At 72.5% G+C, this 21,656-nt stretch carries 15 protein-coding genes and 1 riboswitch; of the genes, 7 read left to right on the forward strand and 8 right to left on the reverse strand.

The window, feature by feature from the left end; all coding sequences use genetic code 11:
* Positions 1-385: 385 nt before the first annotated feature.
* From ACIRDU_RS16780 to ACIRDU_RS16790, 3 genes are all read right to left on the reverse strand, one after another.
* Positions 386-1,552, reverse strand: a complete 1,167-nt coding sequence (locus ACIRDU_RS16780) for a VWA domain-containing protein (RefSeq protein WP_403579796.1) — start codon at positions 1,550-1,552, stop codon at positions 386-388.
* A 139-nt stretch (positions 1,553-1,691) separates the two neighbouring features.
* Positions 1,692-4,088: a DUF5682 family protein gene (locus ACIRDU_RS16785; RefSeq protein ID WP_403579799.1), complete on the reverse strand. Its 2,397-nt coding sequence runs from the start codon at positions 4,086-4,088 to the stop codon at positions 1,692-1,694.
* 84 nt (positions 4,089-4,172) lie between these two features.
* A complete protein-coding gene (locus ACIRDU_RS16790; protein ID WP_403579801.1) occupies positions 4,173-5,303 on the reverse strand; it encodes an AAA family ATPase in 1,131 nt (376 codons plus the stop codon).
* Between the two features lie 145 nt (positions 5,304-5,448).
* On the opposite strand from ACIRDU_RS16790, the gene ACIRDU_RS16795 reads away from it, so the two are divergent.
* Together ACIRDU_RS16795 and ACIRDU_RS16800 are read left to right on the forward strand one after the other, a co-directional pair.
* The gene (locus ACIRDU_RS16795; RefSeq protein ID WP_403579804.1) at positions 5,449-6,804 is read left to right on the forward strand and encodes an SWIM zinc finger family protein; all 1,356 of its coding nucleotides are present in this window, start codon (positions 5,449-5,451) and stop codon (positions 6,802-6,804) included.
* Between the two features lie 178 nt (positions 6,805-6,982).
* Positions 6,983-8,662, forward strand: a complete 1,680-nt coding sequence (locus ACIRDU_RS16800; protein WP_403579807.1) for a DUF5691 domain-containing protein — start codon at positions 6,983-6,985, stop codon at positions 8,660-8,662.
* A gap of 179 nt (positions 8,663-8,841) precedes the next feature.
* Here the strand turns inward: ACIRDU_RS16800 and ACIRDU_RS16805 are convergent, their stop codons facing one another.
* Positions 8,842-9,258: a cobalamin B12-binding domain-containing protein gene (locus tag ACIRDU_RS16805; RefSeq protein WP_403579809.1), complete on the reverse strand. Its 417-nt coding sequence runs from the start codon at positions 9,256-9,258 to the stop codon at positions 8,842-8,844.
* 524 nt (positions 9,259-9,782) lie between these two features.
* Between ACIRDU_RS16805 and ACIRDU_RS16810 the strand changes: the two genes are divergently transcribed.
* Both ACIRDU_RS16810 and ACIRDU_RS16815 read left to right on the forward strand, forming a co-directional pair.
* Positions 9,783-10,646 (forward strand): esterase/lipase family protein, encoded by an 864-nt coding sequence (locus ACIRDU_RS16810; protein WP_403579812.1) that lies wholly within the window; start codon positions 9,783-9,785, stop codon positions 10,644-10,646.
* A gap of 219 nt (positions 10,647-10,865) precedes the next feature.
* On the forward strand, positions 10,866-12,419 hold the full coding sequence (locus ACIRDU_RS16815; RefSeq protein ID WP_403579814.1) for a M23 family metallopeptidase: 1,554 nt from the start codon (positions 10,866-10,868) through the stop codon (positions 12,417-12,419).
* Between the two features lie 50 nt (positions 12,420-12,469).
* On the opposite strand, the gene pcrA is transcribed toward ACIRDU_RS16815, so the two are convergent.
* Positions 12,470-14,950 carry a DNA helicase PcrA gene (gene pcrA / locus ACIRDU_RS16820; RefSeq protein WP_403579817.1) on the reverse strand — a complete coding sequence of 827 codons (2,481 nt, stop codon included), beginning with the start codon at positions 14,948-14,950 and terminating at the stop codon, positions 12,470-12,472.
* A gap of 313 nt (positions 14,951-15,263) precedes the next feature.
* A riboswitch (cyclic di-AMP (ydaO/yuaA leader) is annotated at positions 15,264-15,437 on the forward strand.
* 7 nt (positions 15,438-15,444) lie between these two features.
* Here pcrA and ACIRDU_RS16825 point away from each other — a divergent pair.
* Together ACIRDU_RS16825 and ACIRDU_RS16830 are read left to right on the forward strand one after the other, a co-directional pair.
* Positions 15,445-16,620: an NlpC/P60 family protein gene (locus tag ACIRDU_RS16825; RefSeq protein WP_403579820.1), complete on the forward strand. Its 1,176-nt coding sequence runs from the start codon at positions 15,445-15,447 to the stop codon at positions 16,618-16,620.
* Positions 16,621-16,698: 78 nt separating this feature from the next.
* Positions 16,699-17,643 (forward strand): hypothetical protein, encoded by a 945-nt coding sequence (locus tag ACIRDU_RS16830; protein ID WP_403579823.1) that lies wholly within the window; start codon positions 16,699-16,701, stop codon positions 17,641-17,643.
* Here the strand turns inward: ACIRDU_RS16830 and ACIRDU_RS16835 are convergent.
* Entirely contained in the window at positions 17,621-17,974 is a 354-nt protein-coding gene (locus tag ACIRDU_RS16835) for a hypothetical protein (protein ID WP_142160453.1), read from the reverse strand. The two genes, ACIRDU_RS16830 and ACIRDU_RS16835, sit on opposite strands and share 23 nt — an antisense overlap.
* 419 nt (positions 17,975-18,393) lie before the next feature.
* Between ACIRDU_RS16835 and ACIRDU_RS16840 the strand changes: the two genes are divergently transcribed.
* On the forward strand, positions 18,394-19,452 hold the full coding sequence (locus ACIRDU_RS16840) for an NlpC/P60 family protein (protein WP_403579826.1): 1,059 nt from the start codon (positions 18,394-18,396) through the stop codon (positions 19,450-19,452).
* 8 nt (positions 19,453-19,460) lie between these two features.
* Here the strand turns inward: ACIRDU_RS16840 and ACIRDU_RS16845 are convergent, their stop codons facing one another.
* Both ACIRDU_RS16845 and ACIRDU_RS16850 read right to left on the reverse strand, forming a co-directional pair.
* On the reverse strand, positions 19,461-20,201 hold the full coding sequence (locus ACIRDU_RS16845) for a LuxR C-terminal-related transcriptional regulator (RefSeq protein ID WP_403579829.1): 741 nt from the start codon (positions 20,199-20,201) through the stop codon (positions 19,461-19,463).
* Positions 20,198-21,490, reverse strand: coding sequence for a PspC domain-containing protein (locus tag ACIRDU_RS16850; RefSeq protein ID WP_403579832.1), 1,293 nt, complete (start codon positions 21,488-21,490; stop codon positions 20,198-20,200). Before ACIRDU_RS16850 ends, ACIRDU_RS16845 begins: the two co-directional genes overlap by 4 nt.
* Between the last annotated feature and the right edge of the window lie 166 nt (positions 21,491-21,656).

Here is a 21,656-nt window from a genome sequence, read left to right on the forward strand (position 1 = left end):
ACGCCCCCACGCCGTCCTCCGCGTACGCCCGCTCCCCCCACAGGAGCCCGATGACCAGCAACCCGCCCACCAGCAGAGCCACTTGGACCGCACGCCGCCCAGCCGCTGCGCGCGGCAGGCGCAACGCGGCATCGGGCAGGGCTGCTGACCAGGTCAAGTGGGGGGCTTCCTCCCGTGCGACGGAAGCGGTACCGCCCGGCCGGCACCACACACGGCCGAGCAGGCGCCGATCCTCGCACGGGAGTGCGGAGGTTGCGCAAGCCCCTGTCTACCGACGGACCGTCATGTCCGGTTTGCTGCTGCACGCCGGACGACGATGCATCGACAAGTCGCGATCTGCCCCCTCACGCGGGTCCCTGCGCGGCCCCTCTTCACTCCGAACCCTTCACGCCGCATCCGGTATCGGCAACGGCCGCTTCTCGATCGCCGCCGCCATCACCTCGGGAAACAGATCGGGCGTGCACGCGAACGCCGGTGCCGCCAGCGCCGCGAGAGCGGCCGCGTGCTCCCGGTCGTACGCCGGTGCCCCCTCGTCCGAGAGCGCCAGCAGCGTCACGAACTGCACTCCCGACGCCTTCATCGCGGAGACCCGCTTGAGCATCTCGTTGCGGATGCCGCCTTCGTAGAGGTCGCTGATCAGCACGACCACCGTCTCCGCGGGCCGGGTGATCTGCGACTGGCAGTACGCGAGCGCCCGGTTGATGTCCGTGCCACCGCCGAGCTGGGTGCCGAACAGCACGTCGACCGGGTCGTCCAGCTGGTCCGTGAGGTCGACGACCGCCGTGTCGAAGACGACGAGTCGCGTGGAGATCGTTCGCATCGAGGCGAGCACCGCTCCGAACACCGAGGCGTACACGACCGATGCCGCCATGGATCCCGACTGATCGATGCAGAGGATGACCTCCTTCTTCGTGGACCGGTTCGCCCGCCCGAATCCGATGAGCCGCTCCGGCACGATCGTTCGGTACTCGGGCAGGTAGTGCTTGAGGTTGGCCGCGATCGTGCGGTTCCAGTCGATGTCGTGGTGGCGGGGCCGGCTGATCCGGGCGCTGCGGTCGAGGGCGCCGGTGAGGGTGGCCCTGGTGCGGGTGGCGAGCCGCCTCTCCAGGTCTTCGACGACCTTACGGACGACGGCCCGGGCCGTCTCCTTCGTCGTCTCCGGCATCGCCTTGTTGAGGGACAGCAGCGTGCCGACGAGATGCACGTCGGCCTCCACCGCCTCCAGCATCTCCGGCTCCAGCAGCAGCGTGGCGAGACCCAGCCGGTCGATGGCGTCGCGCTGCATGACCTGCACGACGGAGGAGGGGAAGTACGTCCGGATGTCCCCGAGCCAGCGCGCCACGGACGGCGCCGACGCCCCGAGTCCGGCGGAACGGTCCCGGCCCCCCTGTGACCTGCCGTCCTTCCTGCCGTAGAGCGCGGTGAGCGCCCCGTCCATCGCCGCGTCCTGCCCCGACAGCGCACAGCCGGTGCCGTCCGCAGCATCGCCCCCGAGCACGAGCCGCCACCGCCGCAGCCGCTCCTGGGCCGGGTCCGTCATCTGGGACGTCATCGCCGTCCTCCCTTGCGAGGCCGTTCCCACAGCGGGATCACCGGCACGGTCGTCGCCGGCCGCCCTTCCGTCCGGAGCCCGCCCGCGGCGGTGTCCCCTTCTTCCGGCGTCGTCGTCCGCTCCCTCAGTGCCTGGGTCGTCATCCGGTCGCCCCCGCCGGCTCGTTGTCGGTGTTCTCGTCCACTTCGTCCAGCCCGAGCAGCAGCCGCACGACCGGCAGCACGGCGTCCGCGCGCGCCGGGTCGAGCTCCGCCGCGAAGCCGGGTGTCCCGGGGCCGTCGGCTGTCGCGCCGCCCCCCGCTCCCGGCCCGCGTCGGACCAGTTCGCCGAGGGTCCGGCGCACCCCGGGCTCGTAGGCCGAGAACGTCCGCCGCAGCAGCGGCAGTACGTCCGTGAAGGCCTCGGCCGGCACGCCGGTCAGCCATGCGTCGACCAGCCCGAGCAGCCGCTCGTCGTGCACCAGGAGCATCCCGCCCCCCGAGCCCCCTCCGACGAAGCCCTCGATCCACGCGGCCGCGTCCGCGGGCGGTGTGCCCGGTGACAGGACGAGTCCCATCAGCAGTGCCGCCTCGTCCTGGGCCAGCTCCCCGTCGTCGAGCAGGAGCCGCACGGCCCGCCCCCGGATCACCCCGGGCACGGTGTCCCGCCCGGACAGCACCCGCAGCACCGACTGCCAACGGCCTCTCAGGTGGCCGTGTCCCGCCGCGGGAGCGTCGCCCAGGAGCCCCACGGCTCCGTGTACCGCGTCCACATGGCGCCGCATCTCCTCGGCGGCGTCCGCGTCGAGCGCGGCACAGGCCGGCGGCAGCCCGACGAAGACTCTCTCGGCCAGTCCCGCGGCGACCTCCGCCAGGGCGCCGGTGTCGGTTCCGCGCACGTCGCCGTAGCGCAGGGAGCGGACCAGGGCCGGGAGCGCCTGGGCGAGATGACCGACGTCCGTGTCGAGGGCGGCCCGGTCGGCGAGGACCCGCATCACCGTCGGCAGCGCGTCGGGCAGCTCGGCCAGCAGACAGCGCTCGGCGAGCCCGGTGACGTCGGCGAGGCCCTCCGCGGTGACGGCGTCCCCCTCGGCCTTGGCGGTCGCGGCGGACAGGACGGTCGTCCCCCACACCCCGGCCTCGGCGACCCGCACGGCCAGCTCGGGCTCCCAGCGCAGCCGCCACGTCTCCCGGAAGGTGCCCGTGCTGCCCCGTGAGGCGGCCGGTTCGCCCCACGCGATGCCGAGCAGCCGCAGCCGGTGCAGCAGCCTGCTGCGGGCGGCGTCGTTCTCCTTGCGCAGGTCGAGTTCCACCTCCCGCTCCAGCGCCTCCGGCTTCAGCCGCAGCCGGCGTTGCAGCCGGGTGAGGTCCCGCTGCAACGGCACCGCCGGTGCCGTCGGCGGCACCTCCCCCAGCACATCCCCCACGACGAGGCGGTCCCGCACGAGCGCGAGCGGTACGTCCGAGCCCTCGCACATCACCGCCCGCACCGCGTCGGTCGTCTCGCTCAGGCCGGGCAGCGGACGGCCGCGCATCGCCGCGAGGGTCTCGGCCAGCCGCACCGCCTCGATGACATGCGCGGAGGAGACGATCCGGTCCTCGGCGCGCAGCAGCCCCGCCACCTTGGTCAGCCACCGTTCGACCGGCCGGTCCGGGGCGCTGAACAAGTGGCCGTACCAGCCCGGTGAGTCGATGCCGGCCCCGTACCCGCTGGTCCGGGACAGCCGGCGGTGGGTCCAGGGCACCCAGGTCATGTCCGCCTTGACCTTGGGCAGCCCCTTCAGCAGCGCCCTGTCGGCGGCGACGGTGGTCTTCTGCCGCAGGGCGGGTACGTGCCAGGCTCCGCAGACGACGACCACGCCGTCCTCGAACTCCCGCTGGGCGGCCCGCACCTGGAGCCGCATGCACGCCTCCCGCACCAGGTCCCGGTCGTGTCCCCCGCTGGCGTAGGTCTCCCGCAGCGCGGCCATGGCCTCCTCGAGCGCGGTGAACGGCGCGAGGGCGTCACCCTCTCCCGCGCCCCGGTGCTCCACCACGTCCTCCCACCACCGCTCCGGGTCGTCGTGACCGGCGGCTTCGGCGAGCACTCCGAGCGGGTCGATCCGCAGGTCGGCCGGGCCGGGGGCGGTGTCCACATCCCCTGCCGTCCCGGCCTCCACGGGGCGTTCGTCCTCTGCCGCCGTCTCGTCCTCCTGCCTCCCCCAGGCGAGCGTGTGGGTGGCCGGCAGGTCGATGAAGCGGGCCGGGACGTCGTGCTCCAGGGCCCAGCGGAGGGCGACCCACTCCGGTGAGAAATCGGCCAGCGGCCAGAACGCCGAGCGGCCGGGCTCCTCCACGGCGTGGGCGAGGAGGGCGACCGGCGGCCGCATCTCGTCGTCGGCGGCGAGCGGGATCAGCGCGTCGGCCTCGGGCGGTCCCTCGATCAGCACGACCCGCGGCCGGACCTCCTCCAGTGCCGCCCGCACCGCCCGCGCCGACCCCGGCCCGTGATGCCGCACCCCGAGCAGCACCGGCCCGGCCCCGGCCCCCTGCCCCGCGGCCCTTTCCACACCGGTCACTTCATCCCCCTCCCGTCCCGCACGCCTGATCCGCACCCGCCGGCAACCGCCGTCCCACCGCCCGGGGCCTCCGCCCCGCCTCGCTCACACGCTCACCTCGCGGCAGGCACGGTAGAAGTCCTTCCAGCCGTCGCGTTCGCGGACGACCGTCTCCAGGTACTCCTGCCAGATGACGCGGTCCGCCGCGGGATCGCGGACCACCGCGCCGAGGATGCCCGCGGCGACATCGCCCGGCCGCAGCACGCCGTCGCCGAAATGGGCGGCCAGAGCAAGCCCGTTGGTGACGACGGAGATCGCCTCGGCCGTGGACAGCGTGCCGCTGGGCGACTTCAGCTTCGTCCGGCCGTCGGCCGTGACCCCGTCGCGCAGCTCACGGAAGACCGTGACGACCCGGCGGATCTCGTCGAGCCCGTCGGGCGCGGCCGGCAGGTCGAGGGAGCGGCCGATCTGGTCGACACGCCGCGAGACGATGTCGACCTCCGCCTCGGGGCTCTCGGGCAGCGGCAGCACCACGGTGTTGAAGCGGCGGCGCAGGGCGCTGGACAGGTCGTTGACCCCGCGGTCGCGGTCGTTGGCCGTGGCGATCAGGTTGAAGCCGCGGACCGCCTGCACCTCCTGGCCCAGTTCCGGTATCGGCAGCGTCTTCTCCGACAGGATCGTGATGAGCGTGTCCTGCACGTCGGCGGGGATCCGGGTCAATTCCTCCACGCGGGCCGTCATGCCCTCCGCCATGGCCCGCATGACCGGGCTGGGCACGAGGGCGTCGCGGCTCGGGCCGTGGGCGAGCAGCCGCGCGTAGTTCCAGCCGTAGCGGATGGCCTCCTCCGGGGTGCCGGCGGTGCCCTGCACCAGCAGCGTGGAGTCGCCGCTGACCGCCGCGGCCAGGTGCTCGGACACCCAGGTCTTCGCCGTGCCCGGCACGCCGAGCAGGAGCAGGGCGCGGTCGGTGGCGAGCGTGGTGACGGCGACCTCGACGATGCGGCGCGGTCCGACGTACTTGGGGCTGATCACCGTGCCGTCCGGAAGTGTGCCGCCGAGCAGGTATGTCGCGACGGCCCACGGCGACAGCTTCCAGCGGGCCGGGCGCGGACGGTCGTCCTGGGCGGCCAGCACGGCGAGTTCATGGGCGAAGGCGTCCTCGGCGTGCGGTCGCAACGCCTGGCCCGCGTTGGTCTCCGCCGCTTCGACGGACGTCGGCTCAACGGACACGGTCATGGCAAAGTCCCCCTCCAGCTCGGCCGGTTCGGATCTGGCACCAACGTTGCACCACACCACTGACAATGCGCCCCGACCTGCGGAAACATCCCGCCGGAGCCGCTCGCGGACCCGATTGTCAGTGGTGGGATCTACCTTCGGTGGCATGACTCAGCAGGGGGTGCGCTGGACGGCGGACCAGGTGCTGGCACTCGCACCTGACGCCGCATCACGCAAAGCGGGAAGCAAACTCGGCGCGGCGGGGCCGTGGTCCGAGGCGGGGAGTTCCGACGAGGGGGCGGTGTGGGGGCTGTGCAAGGGCAGCGGAAGCAAGCCGTATCAGACGGTCGTGGACATCGCGGACGCCGCCGGGCCCGCGTACAAGTGCAGTTGTCCGAGCCGCAAGTTCCCGTGCAAGCACGCCCTCGGTCTGCTGCTGCTCTGGGCCGGCGGCGACGCGGCGGTGCCGCCGGGGCAGGCGCCGGAGTGGGCCGGGCAGTGGATGGCGGGACGGCGCAGGCGCGCGGAGGAGAAGAAGGCCCAAGGCGGCTCCGGTGCGCCGTCCGGGTCCGCTGATCCTGAGGCGGCGCGGCGCCGGGCGGAGCGCCGGGCCGAGCGGGTCACGGCGGGCGCGGTGGAGCTGGAGCAGCGACTGACGGATCTGCTGCGCGGCGGCCTGGCGACGGCGGACCAGGCGGGGTACGGCCTCTGGGAGGAGACGGCGGCCCGCATGGTCGACGCCCAGGCCCAGGGCCTGGCAGGCAGAGTGCGGGAGTTGGGCGCGATCCCGTCCACGGGTCCTGGCTGGCCGGTGCGGCTGCTGGAGGAGTGCGCGCTGCTGCATCTCCTGGGCCAGGGCTGGCTGCGCCGCGAGCGGCTCCCGGACGGCCTCGCCGCCACGGTCCGCTCCCGCATCGGCCTCCCGGCCTCCGCGGACGGCCCGCCGCTGCGGGACCGCTGGCTGGTCCTCGCCCAGTACGACACGACGGATGCGCGCCTGACGACCCGCCGGATCTGGTTGCACGGCGCCGACTCGCACCGCACCGTGCTGCTCCTCTCCTACGGAGCCGCAGGCCGCGCCCCGGAGCCGGCGATGCCGGTGGGGCTGGCCCTGGAGGCGGAGGTGTCCGCGTACCCGGGCGCCGCGCAACTGAGGGTGGCCCTGGGCGAGCAGTTCGCCCCGCCCGCACCTACGGCGATACGTCCGCCGGGGATGACGACGTCCCGGGCGGCGGCCCGTTACGGCGACGCCCTGCGCGAGGACCCGTGGCTGGAGTCCGTCCCGGTGACGCTGGACCGGGTCGTTCCGACCCCTGACGGCGACTCCTGGCAGCTGGCGGACGCCGACGAGGACGCGGCCTTGCCGCTCACTCCCGCCGCGCGTTCCCGGCCGGGCCTGTGGCGGCTGGTCGCCCTGTCGGGCGGCGCCCCGGTCAGGGTGTTCGGCGAATGCGGCCACCAGGGCTTCACCCCGCTGACGGCCTGGCCCGAAGGCCCGGGCGAGGCAGTCGCGCTGTGCTGAGCCGACGGCACGGGCACGGGCACGGGCACAGGCACGGACACCGGCACCGACGCCCGTCCCGCCCCCGGTCGTTCGGCCCGGCTCACGTATCCCACGGATCCACGAATCTTTCAGGCATCACGGGACAACCGGTAAGGGCGAGCCTTCAACTACCGGGCGCCCCGCGGAAAGGAAGCTCATGACCAGGACCTCCGCTCCTGTGGACGCGCCCGGCGCGGACGCCTGGGAGGGGCTCGTCACCACCGCGCTGCTGGGCACCGACCGGCGCACCCCGCCGGGCACGGCGCCCGGCCCGGACGCACCGATGGCCCTGCTGGACGCGGCGGCCGTGCAGACCGTGCGGCGGCGGGCCGGTCTGCGCCCGGCGCGGGCGGCCGAGCGGCCGCAGCCGGCTCCGGCGGACACACGTCCGGCCCTGCCGCCGGCGGCCGCCCGCAGGCTCGCGATGCTGCTGGCCGACCGCCCCGGCCCGTCCGGCGGCGGTCGCCGGGGCACCGCGCCGGACCTGATGGAGCTGCTGCCCCAGTGGCTCGCGGCGGCGAACGCCCGCGGTTTCGCACCGCCTCCGCAGGTGCTTCCGGCGTTGCTGGACGCGGCCCGGGGGCGTACCGACCTGCGTCCGGCGGCGCTGGAGTTCGCGGGGCCGCGGGCCCTTTGGCTGGCGCGGCTGAACCCGGACTGGCGGTTCGCCCTGCGCGCGACCCCGGGTGGCGGAGCGGCCCTGCCGCACCTCCAGGACCACGACAGCATCCAGCAGCTGTGGCAGGAGGGCCTGTTCGCCGAACGGGTCGCCCTGCTGTCCGCGCTGCGCTCCCGTGAACCGGCCGCCGCACGGGACCTGCTCGGGGCGACGTGGGAGACGGAACGGGCCGAGGACCGGCTGATGTTCCTCGACTCCCTGCGCGCGGGCCTGGGGCCGGACGACGAGCCGTTCCTGGAGCAGGCCCTGGCCGACCGCAGCCGCAACGTCCGGGCGACGGCGGCGGAACTGCTGTCGGCCCTGCCCGGTTCGGCGCTCGCCGCGCGGATGGCGGTCAGGGCGGAGGCGTGCGTCGCCATCGACCACCTGCGGACCGCGCGGCCCCCAGGGGCCGGCATCGAGGACGAGGGAACCGGGGGAACCACGCGGATCACCCCGACGATCGCCGTCGAGGCGCCGCACGAGTGCGATCCGGGCATGGAGCGCGACGGCGTCGTGGCGAAGGCCCCCGCGGGACGGGGCGAACGGTCCTGGTGGCTCGGTCAGTTGGTGGAGGCGGCACCGCTCGGGACCTGGTCACGGCGGCTCGGCGGGCGGTCGCCCCGGGAGATCGTGGCGCTGCCGGTGGCGGACGGCTGGCAGAGCGAGCTGCACGCGGCGTGGTGCCGGGCGGCGGTGCGTCAGGAGGACGCCGAGTGGGCACGCGCGCTGCTCGGCGAGCCGTCGGCGCCGGAGGCGGGCGGTCCGGGGGCGGTGTCCCTGGCCGAACGCGCCAAGCTCCTCGGCACGCTGGGCGCCGCGGAACGGGCCGAGTGGGTGGCGGGCTTCATAGCCGCGCACGGCCTGTCCGAGGCCTTCCAGCTGCTCGGGGTGTGCGCGGTGCCCTGGGCCGCGCCGCTCGGCGGGGCCGTGGTGGACGCTCTCAACATCGCTCGGGACGCGGGGAGTTATCCATGGAGTTTCAGCGGGGTCATGGGCCTGGCCGAGCGCTGCCTCGACCCGTCCGAGGCCGCCCGGCTCGACGCCCTGCTGGCCGTGCCGGACGAACCGGAGAACGCGTCCCCGGGAGCCGGCGGCTACTGGGCGGAGGCCTTCCAGCGCCTGGTCACGACCCTGCGTCTGCGCGCGGCGATGGCCGAGGAACTGGGAGCGGCCTGAACCCCGCCCGCACATCCGGCGACGGGCGCCCTCCGGCAACCGGCCGCCGCCGAGCGTGCCGGCGACCGGGACGGCCGGGACGACCGCCGGACGCAGCCGTCCCGCCGAGCGGCCTCCACCGGACCGAGGGCGTACCGGCCCCGGCCGGAGCAGACGGCCCGGGCCGGGACGCCGGAGGCCTACGCCCCGGCGGGCTGGCGTGCGTTCGTCCGGACCCAGTCCACGATCGACGCCGTCGTCGCGCCCGGCGTGAAGATCTCCGCGACGCCCTTCTCCTTCAGCAGCGGGATGTCCGCCTCGGGGATGATCCCGCCGCCGAAGACCAGAATGTCCTCCGCCTCCCGCTCCTTGAGCAGGTCGATCACCGCCGCGAAGAGCGTGTTGTGCGCTCCGGAGAGGATGGACAGCCCGATCGCGTCGGCGTCCTCCTGGAGCGCCGTGTCGACGATCTGCTCGGGAGTCTGGTGGAGCCCGGTGTAGATGACCTCCATGCCGGCGTCGCGCAGGGCCCGCGCGATCACCTTGGCCCCGCGATCGTGGCCGTCGAGCCCCGGCTTGGCCACCACCACGCGGATCGGACCGGCTGCCACACCCATCACTGCCTCCATGAAGCGACTACATCCATCCGTATCGACAAGTACCGCACACATCGGGCAAGCCGTACACGCCGCACCGCACGGACACCCCGCCCCGAACCGTCCGGGCAAGTGAACGAACGTTATCTCCAGGATCCCGCAACCGGCAGTTTCGCGGTGGATACCGAGGGGGAAATCACACGATGGGACAAGCGCAAGGGGAGCCGCATCGAGGTTGCCGTACCGCCGCGCCGTCCACCACACACAGCGGCGGTCGGGCACGTCGGCGAAGGCACGCAGGGCAAGCACCGCACGCACAGCACGCAGGGCAGACACGGCGCACCAGCGGGGAGCCTCGTCACCCCACCGATCGGGGACCTCCGTCGTACCTTTGGCGTCACACACGCCACACGCCGTGCTCTGCCCCCGCGGCTCACGCGGCTCACGCCGCTCTTGCGGTCATCACCGGCCGCCTCCGCAGCTGCTTTCCACGAGGGCACACGGGGGGCGAAGCCGTCCTCCCGCGTGCCGACAGGAGGTCGGCCATGAAGGTCACCAGGGCTGCTCTGCCCTTTCTTCCGCTCTGCGAGCGCCTGCTGCCGGGCAGGCTTCCGGGGCTCTCCCTGGCTCTCCTGAAGGCCACCGCCCTGGAGATCGCGATCCTGGCCGGGCACCTCCTCCTCTACCCGTCCGGCATCACCCAGGAACGACGCGCCCCCGTTCCGGCACTCCCCACGGACGGCGCCGCCCAACTCCCCACGGAGGCCAAGCCGCCGGTCGTCCTGCTGCACGGCTTCATCGACAACCGCTCGGTCTTCGTCCTGCTGCGCCGCAGTCTGGCCCAGCACGGCAGGCAGCAGATCGAGTCCCTCAACTACTCGCCACTGACCTGCGACATACGCGCCGCGGCCGAGCTGTTCGGCCGGCACATCGAGGAGATCTGCGAGCGCACCGGGTCCCGTCAGGTCGACGTCGTGGGGCACAGCCTCGGCGGCCTGATAGCGCGTTACTACGTGCAGCGGCTCGGCGGCGACACGCGCGTACGGACTCTTGTCACGCTCGGCACGCCGCACTCGGGAACCCGCGTGATGCCCGTGGCGAACGCGCACCCCATCGTGCGCCAGATGCGCCCCGGCTCACCGGTGCTCGACGAGCTCGCTTTGCCCGCCCCTGGCTGCCGTACGCACTTCGTCAGCTTCTGGAGCGACTTGGACCATGTGATGGACCCGGTGGAGACGGCCTGCATCGACCATCCCGATCTGACGGCGCAGAACGTGCGCGTGACCGGCATCGGCCATCTCGCCCTGCCCGTGCACCCCGCCGTCGCCAGCGGCATACGGCAGGTGCTCGACACGGCCCACCCGGGTGAACCGTCCGCCGAACACACGGGCGGCCTGACGGTGGCCTGAGACTCGTCATACAGCGGGCACACAGCGCCGAAGTACCGATCAACATCGAACAAACATCGAACACAGGGCCAAACCCGTGCCCGCAGTCCGCCAAAACACGGCCGAATGCCCGTTTCCTGCGCACGCGAAACCTGCCGAAGATTGTCGTGCCCGCGTACCGCCGGGTACAGTCGCCGCACTGCTCTGGCAGCCCCTGTTGTCGAGGCGAAAGAGAAGTTGGTGAACGACCGTCACCCGTCGGGGACCATGACCCCGGCTCCGGCTTCCGACGCCGCCTCGGCGCACTACGCGTCGTACGGCACCCAGGAAGCCCAGTACGGCGACCTCACCACGTACGGCGACTACGCCGCCACCGGTTTTGACACCACCGGTACTCACCCCACCGGTACCCACGGCGCCGGTTTCGACGCCTCCGGGCACGCCACCACGAGCTTCGCCACGGACCCCCTCTTCGGCGACATGCCGGGCAGCGGCCACGACACGGGCACCTACGACACCGGTCACTGGCCCACCGGCACGCACGAGAACGTGCACTACGACGCGTACGCGGCCCAGCACCACGCCGCCTACGACACCGGCGTCTACGACACGACGTCCTGGACCGCCGAGCAGCAGCCGATCCCGGCCATTCCGTCACAGGCCCCGTCGCCGGAAGCCACCGGACAGTGGGAAGCCGGCGCCTGGCTCAAGCCGGACCAGTCCGGCAACCCCGCCGACCACACCCAGCAGTGGGAGTGGGGCACGCAGACCTTCGACACGGGTGCCTACGACGCCACGCAGTGGAACTCCGACGGCACCGCCGTACCGGCCCCCGACGCGTACGAACACCCTGCCGAAACCTTTGACCAGCACGAGACCGCGACGTTCGAGCAGGTCGCCTACGACGAATCCGACGGGGCCGGCTACCACGACCCCGCCGCGGACGGCGAGGAGCCGTCCGCCACCGGTGAACTGCCCGTCGTCGCCCCGCTCCTGGACGGTCAGGAGGACGCAGCCCCCGCGCCGTCCTCGCGGGCGGCCTCGCGCGCCGGGTCCCGGTCCCGCCGCCGCACGCCCCCCAGGCGCTCGGCGCTGATGACCATCGCGGTGCCCTCGGCGTGCGTGATGGGTGTCGCCGGGATCGCCGCCGCCTCCGTCGGCAGCTTCGCCGACGACAGTGCCGCGGAGGCGCAGACGACCGCGGCGGACGCACAGCCGGTCAAGCCGGCCGCCGCCAACAACAAGCTGGACACCCAGCTGCAGAGCCTCGCCGCCGGCGCCGACGACTTCGCCGACCGGGCGAGCCGTACACAGGAGCGCATCGACCTCAAGGCCCAGCAGGCGGCCGAGAAGAAGCGGGCGGCGGAGGAGGCGGCCCGCAAGGAGCGGCTGCGCCCCAAGTTCGCCCTGCCGGTCGCGCGGCACGGACTCAGCGCCTACTACGGCCAGTCCGGCATCAACTGGATGTCCCTGCACACGGGCATCGACTTCCCCGTCTCGTACGGCACGACCGTGATGGCCGCGACCGACGGCACCGTCCGCACGCAGTGGAACAGCGCGTACGGCAACATGCTGATCCTGACCGCGAAGGACGGTACGGAGACGTGGTACTGCCACCTCTCCACGTACACGGTCCCCTCGGGTACGACCGTGAAGGCCGGCGATCCGATCGCGCGCTCCGGCAACTCCGGCAACTCCACCGGCCCGCACCTGCACTTCGAGGTGCGCCCGGGCGGCGGCTCGGCGATCGACCCGCTCCCGTGGCTGCGCAGCCACGGCATCGACCCGGCGTGACTCCCGGGCAGCCCCCGCCGGCCTGACCGTCGGGGGCTCACCTCACGCGACTACAGCTTCTCCACCGGCGCGTACCGCAGCAGCAGCCGCTTCGGCTTGGTGTCGCCGAAGTCGATCGTCGCCTCGGCGTTGCCGCCCGTGCCCTTGACCGCGACGACGGTCCCGAGCCCGAACTGGTCGTGCGTGACCCGGTCCCCGACCGCCAGCGACACGACCGGCTTCTCCGATGTGCGGCGCGTGGCGAAACCGGAGGCGCCCGACGCCGACGAGCGGGAGCGGGACGAGGACAGCGAGGCCGCCACCGCCGAGACCGGCCCGGAGGACGCGGGCGCGGTAGCCCCCGTCCGCTTCCACTCCACATGGGTGGCGGGGATCTCCTCCAGGAACCGGGAGGGCGGGTTGTACGAGGGCTGGCCCCAGGCGCTGCGCAGCGTGGACCGCGTCAGATACAGCCGCTCCCGCGCGCGGGTGATGCCGACGTACGCCAGCCGCCGCTCCTCCTCCAGCTCCTTGGACTGGCCGAGGGCGCGCATGTGCGGGAAGACGCCGTCCTCCATGCCGGTCAGGAAGACGACCGGGAACTCCAGGCCCTTGGCGGTGTGCAGGGTCATCAGGGTGATGACGCCGTCGCCGTCCTCCTCATCGGGGATCTGGTCGGAGTCGGCGACCAGCGCGACCTGTTCGAGGAAGTCGGACAGAGTGCCCTGCTCCCCTTCGCCGCGCTCCTGCTCGAACTCCATGGCCACGGCGGCGAGTTCCTGGAGGTTCTCGATCCGGGTCTCGTCCTGCGGGTCGGTGGAGGCCTGGAGCTCGGCGAGGTATCCGGTGCGTTCCAGGACGGCCTCCAGCACCGTGGCCGGTCCGGCGCCGGACTCGACGATGGTGCGGAGGTCCTCCATCAGCGTGTTGAACCGCTTGACGGCGTTGGTGGAACGCGCGGCCATGCCGTACGCCTCGTCGACGCGCTTGAGCGCCTGCGGGAAGCTGATCTTCTCCCGCTGGGACAGGGCGTCGATCATCGCCTCGGCGCGGTCGCCGATGCCCCGCTTGGGGACGTTGAGGATCCGGCGCAGCGGCACCGAGTCCTCGGGGTTGGCCAGCACGCGCAGGTAGGCCAGGACGTCCCGGACCTCCTTGCGCTCGTAGAAGCGGACGCCGCCGACGACCTTGTAGGGCAGGCCGACGCGGATGAAGACCTCTTCGAAGACACGGGACTGGGCGTTGGTGCGGTAGAAGACGGCGACGTCGCCGGCCTTGGCCTCGCCCGCGTCCGTGAGGCGGTCTATCTCGTCGGCGACGAACTGCGCCTCGTCGTGCTCGGTGTCGGCGACGTACCCGGTGATCCGGGCACCGGTGCCCGCGTTGGTCCACAGGTTCTTGGGGCGGCGGGACTCGTTGCGCTCGATGACGGCGTTGGCCGCGCTGAGGATGGTCTGAGTGGAGCGGTAGTTCTGCTCGAGCAGGATCGTCGTCGCGTCCGGGTAGTCCTCCTCGAACTGGAGGATGTTGCGGATCGTCGCGCCGCGGAAGGCGTAGATCGACTGGTCGGCGTCACCCACCACGCACAGTTCGGCGGGCGGGATGTCGTCCGGGCCGGGTGGTACGTCGACGGGGTGCTCGGAGGTGCCGACGAGTTCCCGGACGAGGGCGTACTGGGCGTGGTTGGTGTCCTGGTACTCGTCGACCAGAACGTGCCGGAAGCGGCGGCGGTAGTGCTCGGCGACGTCCGGGAAGGCCCGCAGCAGATTGACCGTCGTCATGATCAGGTCGTCGAAGTCGAGGGCGTTCGCCTCGCGCAGCCGTGACTGGTACATGGCGTAGGCCTGGGCGAGGGTCTTCTCGAAACCGTCGGTGGCCTGGGCGGCGAAGTCCTCCTCGTCGATCAGCTCGTTCTTCAGGTTGCTGATCTTGGCGCTGAAGGACTTCGGCGGGAAGCGCTTGGGGTCGAGGTCCAGGTCGCGGCAGACCAGGGCCATCAGGCGCTTGGAGTCGGCGGCGTCGTAGATCGAGAAGGAGGAGGTGAAGCCGAGCTTCTTGCTCTCCCGCCTCAGGATGCGCACGCACGCGCTGTGGAACGTCATGACCCACATGGCGTTCGCGCGCGGGCCGACGAGCTGCTCGACGCGCTCCTTCATCTCGCCGGCGGCCTTGTTGGTGAAGGTGATCGCGAGGATCTGGCCCGGGTGCACGTCCCGCTCGGCGAGCAGGTGGGCGATGCGGTGCGTGAGCACACGCGTCTTGCCGGAGCCGGCGCCGGCCACGATGAGCAGCGGGGAGCCGGAGTGGACGACGGCGGCGCGCTGGTTGTCGTTCAGCCCTTTCAGGAGCGTGGCGGTGTCCACCACCGGGCGCGGGGCGCCGTCCCGGTAGTAGGCGTCCCGGTCCGGGGGCACGTCGAACTTCCCGCCGAACAGATCGTCCGGAATCGGCTCCGGTACGTGATCGTCCTCGGGCGGCGGCGGGGGCTCGTCCGCGGGGCCCCGCTGGGCCTGGAGGTTCGCCAGGAAGTTGTCGTCAAAGAGGCTGCTCATCGCTCTCCGAGTCTAGGGCGCCCCACTGACAGCCCGCCGCCGCCCTGAGAACATCGCCGCGCGACCGGGCCCCGTCGGCCGACCGGCGGCGCATTGTCGCCCTCCATGACCGCACAGTCACGGGGTGCTACGCCCCCATCAAAAGGGGACGACTCATGACCAAGCCCCCTCGATCATTCACCCTCCGCAACGCTCATGAGTAAGGTCACGAAAATGTATCGGGCATATCACCCATCAACCTTCACAGGGACCACACGAGTTGGCTACGGTGCGACCAGGCCGCATGACCCCCACCGGCGAACGTCGCCGGGCCGCGCGGCCTCCGCCGAGTCCGGTATGCCGCAGCGGCAGCCGGAGCCGGGGACCCAACCGTGAACCTGGGGTGAATCGGCCCGGCTCCCCGTGCGGAGACGGCCGTAGGGCAACCCTTCCGAACCACCCGCCCGAACCCGACAGCTAACCCGGTAGGCGGAACGTGGAAGGAGTCGCCTCCCTTGGCGTCGCACCGCAAGTCGCGTCCTACGGGTACGCGCGTGGCAGGCATACGGACCCCCGCCCTCGCAACGGCGGCCCTCACGTCCGTGGCCCTGCTGTCCCAGTCGGCCAACGCCGCCCCCGAGGCCGACGGCAAGCCCAGCCTGGAGGAAGTCGAGAAGAAGGTCGACGACCTGTACCGCCGGGCCGAGTCGGCCACCGACAAGTACAACGCGGCCAAGGAGAAGACCGCGAAGCAGCGCAAGCGCGTCGACACCCTCCTCGACGACGTGGCCCAGCGCACCCAGAAGCTCAACGAGGCGCGGGAGGAACTGGGTTCTTTCGCCTCCGCCCAGTACCGCACCGGTGCCGCCGCCCCGGACACGGCGACGTTCCTGCTCGCCGACACCCCGCAGGACTACTTCGACCAGACCCAGCTGATGGATCGGATGACGGGCCGTCAGAAGATCGCGGTCGACGACTACGTCACGCAGCAGTCCGAGACGATGAAGAAGCGTCAGGAGGCCACCGAGAGCCTCGAGACGCTCACCGAGTCGCAGGGCGACCTGAAGACGGCCAAGGCCACCGTCCAGCGGAAGCTCGCCGACGCGCGCGAACTGATGTCGAAGCTCACCGCCGAGGAGAAGGCGCGGCTCGCGGCGATCGAGCAGGAGAAACGGGAGGAGGCCGCCCGCAAGGCCGACGAGCTGGCCCGGCAGCAGGCCGCGCGGCAGCAGGCGCAGGACGAGGCCGCCCAGCGGCAGGAGAGCGGCTCGTCCTCGGGGTCGTCGGGTTCCGGCCCGTCCTCCTCGACGGCCCCGGCCGACTCCTCGTACGCCACCAAGGCCGACAAGGCGCTCGCCTTCGCCCGCGCCCAGATCGGCAAGCCGTACGTGTGGGGCGCCGTCGGACCCGGCTCCTACGACTGCTCCGGCCTCACCCAGGCCGCCTGGAAGGCCGCAGGCGTCACCCTGCCGCGCACGACCTACGCCCAGGTGAACGCCGGCACCACGGTCCCGCTCTCCCAGGCCCAACCCGGTGACCTGGTGTTCTTCTACGACGACGTCACGCACGTCGGGATCTACATCGGCAACGGCATGATGATCCACGCCCCGAAGCCCGGCACGTACGTGCGCGAGGAGTCGGTCTACTACGACGGCGAGTCGGCGATCCACAGCGTGGTGCGGCCGGCCTGAGAGGTCCCGTCACGTTTTTGAGGGGCACGCGCGCGTGCCCCTCTCGCAACGCGCGCGGCGCTCTCTAGCATCGGCGCTATGTCCGGTCCCTCCCCGCTTGTCACCTTGGGTGCGATGTACGCGTTGACGACCGGCACCCTGTCGGTCGGTCTCGACTCGGCGGGGTACGGGGTCCTCTCCCGCATCGTCCTCGTCCCGGCCTGCGCAGCCTGGGCCGGGTCGGTCGCGTACGCCGTGCTGCGACTGCCGCGGTCGCGGTGGCGGGAGCAGACGCCGGCCGCACTCACCTTCACGGCGGCGACCGCCCTCATCGGCACCGGCTTCTCCGCGGCCGGATGGCAACGGTCGGCCGCGGCGCTGCTGGCGCTCGCGACGCTGCTGTGGGCGGTGCTGCTCGTCGTGGCGAACCCGGAGCGGCGCGGAACCGTGTTCCTGCGCTGTGCGGCCACCCAGGGGCTCGCCGTACTCGGCGCCACGCTCGCCGCGGCCGAGTCGGCGGCCTGGCTCGCCCACGCGGCCATGGTGCTGTTCTGGCCGGGCCTGGTGCTGTACTGCTTCGCGCTGCTGCGCTTCCAGCCGCGGCAGGTGACCGAGGGGCGGGGGGACCACTGGCTCGCGGCCGGGGCGCTCGCCCTCTCGGCACTGGCCGGGGCGCGGCTGATCACCGCCGACAGCGACCGCCTGTACCTGTGGAACGACGACGACCACGCCGTCCTCAGCAGGGTGACGGTCGCGCTGCTCGTGCTCACCCTGGTCTGCTGCGTGGGCCTGCTCACCGCCGAGCTCGCCTGGCCGCGGCACGGCTACGACGTGACTCGATGGGCGACCGTGTTCACCGCGGTCGTGACGGCGGTGGCCGCCCTGGCCGTCGCCGCCGCCTTCGACGCCCCCTGGCTCGACGCCCTCGGCGAGGTCCTGCTGTGGATGACGGTGGCCGCCTGGCTCGGGTGCACCGCCTGGGCGGTCGCCTCGGCCCGGGCCGGCGCCCGGCGCTCCCGGGTCAGGTCCAGAGCACGGCGATGAAGATGTTCGCCGTGGTCAGCAGTCCGACCAGGCCGAAGAGGCCCTTGTCCACCTTCTCGTCGTCCCGTTTCACGTAGACCAGGCCGAGGATCACGATCAGCAGGGCCAGCTTCACGCCGATCTTGATGTTGTTCACGGACTGGTCGTCGGCCTGGTTGAGGCCGACCAGGATCACACCGGTGACCAGCATCGTCAGCGCGCCGTGCAGCATCGCCGGGGTGAAGCGGGCGGTGCCCTCGCCCATCGCCTTCATCTGGGTGAGGAAGCCGCCCAGGAGCGAGGCGATGCCAATGATGTGGAGGCCGACGAAGAGGTGGATGAGTACGTCCATGAGGCCGGAGCCTAATCAGGGGCTGTGGAGGCACCGACACCGCCCCAGTGATGCATATATCCGCCCTCTAGCACCCGATCAGGGTCACTCGCCCATGATTCGACGCATCGGTCATCACGCTGAGTGAAGTAGACGGGTCCGCGGCGGCGTCACGGTCGCATATGGTCACCGACGGTCCTCTCACGTCACTTCCGCACACCCGCCACCGGCCCGCCACGGTGACGTTTAGCGTCCTCCATCAGGTGCCCGGCTCCCCACCGCCGCCCGGGCCAGGGGCGGCAGTCGGACACCACCGCCGAGAAGTCCGGCGGCGGTCCGCTTCCCCTGTGCGGGCCGTCGCCGGACGCGCAGGCCGCCCGTCCGCTCCCCCGGCGGCCGCACGCACCCACCGGCGGTCGAGGAAAGGACGTGGCCTCCAGGTGGCAGCGCACCGCAAGTCCCGACAGCGCTCGACGGGTGGCAACAAGGCCCGTAAGGCCGCCACGATCGCCCTCGCGGGCGCGGCGACGGCGACGGGCTTCGACGGGACCGGACATGCCGAACCACAGCTCACCCCCGGCCAGGTCAAGGCCAAGGTGGACAAGCTGTACGAGGAGGCGGAGGTCGCCACCGAGAAGTACAACGGCGCGAAGGAGAAGGCCGACGCGGCCGGGCAGCGGCTGAAGGACCTCCAGGACCGGGCGGCGCGCAAGGAGGAGCGGCTCAACTCGGCCCGGGACGCCCTGGGGTCGGTCGCCGCCGCGCAGTACCGCGCCGGCGGCCTCGACCCCGCGGTGCAGCTCGCCCTGTCCGACGATCCCGACCGGTACCTGAGGAACGCCGAGTTCGTCGAGCGGGCCGGAAACCGGCAGAACGCCGCCGTCGCGGGCGTACGCAGGCAGCTCCGGGAGATCGAGCAGCTGCGCGGGGCCGCTCACGTCGAGCTGACCTCCCTGAAGTCGCGGCAGACGGAGCTGAAGCGGCACAAGAAGACGATCACCGGCAAGCTGGGCTCCGCCCGGCAGCTGCTGTCCCGGCTCGGCCCGCAGGAACGTTCCCGGCTGGGCGCATCGCAGGACCGCGCCTCACGCTCGACGGGCGCGCGGGACACCCTGGCGGCCCCCGGCTCCGCCGCGCCCCAGGCGCCCAACTCCCGCTCCGCCGCCGCCGTCTCCTACGCCTACCAGAAGCTCGGCAGCCCGTACGTCTGGGGCGCCACCGGCCCGAACGCCTTCGACTGCTCGGGCCTGGTCCAGGCCGCGTACCGCGCCGCGGGCGTCTCCCTGCCCCGCACCACGTACTCCCAGATCGCCGCCGGGCGGCGCGTCTCCCGCTCCGAACTCCTCCCCGGCGACCTGGTCTTCTTCTACGCCGGCATCAGCCATGTGGGCATCTACGTGGGCAACGGCCGCATGATCCACGCCCCGAACCCCTCCGCGCCGGTACGCGTTGCCCCGCTCGACGAGATGCCGTACGCGGGGGCGACGCGGGTGGTGTGAGGGCCGCGTCAGACCAGCCGGCGAGCCGTCGCCCAGCGGGTCAGCTCGTGCCGGTTGGACAGCTGGAGCTTGCGCAGGACCGCCGAGACGTGCGACTCGACCGTCTTCACGGAGATGTACAGCTGCTTGGCGATCTCCTTGTAGGCGTAGCCGCGCGCGATGAGCCGCAGCACCTCGCGCTCGCGCTGGGTCAGGCGGTCCAGGTCCTCGTCGACGGGCGGCGCGTCCGTGGAGGCGAAGGCGTCCAGGACGAACCCGGCCAGCCGCGGGGAGAAGACCGCGTCGCCCTCCTGGACACGGAAGATCGAGTCCACCAGGTCGGTGCCGGTGATCGTCTTGGTGACGTATCCGCGGGCCCCGCCGCGGATCACGCCGATCACGTCCTCCGCCGCGTCCGACACGGACAGCGCGAGGAAGCGGACCGGCTGCTCGGTGTCGCCCATCAACGGGGCGCAGCGGCGCAGCACTTCGACACCGCCCCCGCCGGGCAGGTGCACGTCGAGGAGGACCACCTCGGGCCGGGTCGCGGTGATGACCGTGACGGCCTGGTCGACGTCCGCGGCCTCGCCGACGACCTCGACACCGGTCTGCTCGGTCTGCCCGATCTCGGCCTGGACCCCCGTACGGAACATGCGGTGGTCGTCCACGAGGACCACGCGCACGTGACGCCCGGGGCCGCCGCCCGACTCCGCGGGGCCGGCTGCCTCCGCCGATCCCGCCGTACCGTTCGCCTCGGTCGGGTCGCTCATGACGTCTTCTCCGCCCTCTCCATCTCCAGCTCGACCTCCGTGCCGCCGTCCGGCACCGCGCGCAGCCGCGCCGTACCGCCGTGGCGCTCCATGCGGCCGATGATCGATTCTCTGACACCCATCCGGTCGGCGGGTATCGAGTCGAGGTCGAAGCCGGGGCCGCGGTCCCGGACGGACACGAAGACCGTCTTCCCCTCGACCTCGGCGAAGACCTGTACGGCGCCGCCCTCGCCACCGTACTTGGCGGCGTTCACCATTGCTTCCCGCGCGGCCTGCATCTGTGCGCCGATTCCTTCGTCGAGCGGGCAGTCGCCCACGACCACGACCTCGATGGGCACGCCGTGCTTGTCCTCCACCTCGGCCGCGTTGCGCCGGACGGCGTCCGCGAGGGTGGTGGGTTCGTCGGCCTCGTCCTTGCCGGTGCCCTCGGGCTTGTAGAGCCAGGTGCGCAGGTCGCGCTCCTGGGCTCGGGCCAGGCGGCGCACCTCGTTCGCGTTCTCCGCGTTGCGCTGGATCAGGGTGAGCGTGTGCAGCACCGAGTCGTGCACATGGGCGGCGACCTCCGCGCGCTCCTGGGCGCGGATGCGCATCAGGCGCTCCTCGGAGAGGTCCTGCGTCATGCGGACGAGATACGGCCCGGCGAGCAGCGTGATGCCGACGAGGACCGCGAGGGCCGCCTGGAGGACGGAGCCGAGGTGGGCCGCGGAACCCTGGAGGACGAAGATGCCGGAGACGCCCGCCGTCACCAGCAGCACCCCGCCCACCGAGCGCAGCAGCGTCACCGTGCGCCGGCGGCGGCCGACCTCGGCCCAGCGGGCCCGGCGCGCGTTGTCCGCCTGCCGCCAGACCAGGGCGACGCCCGCGCCGACGAGCACCATCGGCCACAGGTACGCCCTGGCTCCGCCGCTGAGATTCACATTGCCCACGAAGACCATGGCCACCACGACCATGAGGAGCAGGGCCACGATCTGGCCCTTGTCGGGCCTGCGCGCGACGCGTCTGCGGCGGCCGTCGGGCGAGGTCTCCGCGGCCAGGGGCGACGGCGGCTTCTGCGCCTCGACACCGCCGACGCCGAGCGGGACGAAGAACCAGAACGCGGCGTACAGCAGCGCACCCAGACCGTCGGCCATGAACAGGCCGACGAAGACGAGCCGTACCCAGATCACGGGCAGCCCGAGGTGCCCGGCGAGCCCTCGCGCCACGCCCCCGAGCCAGCGTCCGTCACTGCTGCGGTAGAGCTTGCGCGGCGGCCGCGGTTCTGCGAGTGGCGCTGCTGCGGCTTCCGACATGCCATTGATGGTCACATGTGCGGGAGGCCGGAGCATCAGGGTCGACCCCTAGAGCTCCCTGATCTCCGCGGGCCGCCCCCTCGAACGCTTTTCGAGCCGCCTCTCAGGGCCGATATCAGGGTCCGGCCAGGGTCGTTCCGACTCCCACCGGGGCGCCGCGCCCGTC

Source organism: Streptomyces sp. NPDC093598 (assembly GCF_044764825.1).
Taxonomy (GTDB): Bacteria; Actinomycetota; Actinomycetes; order Streptomycetales; family Streptomycetaceae; genus Streptomyces.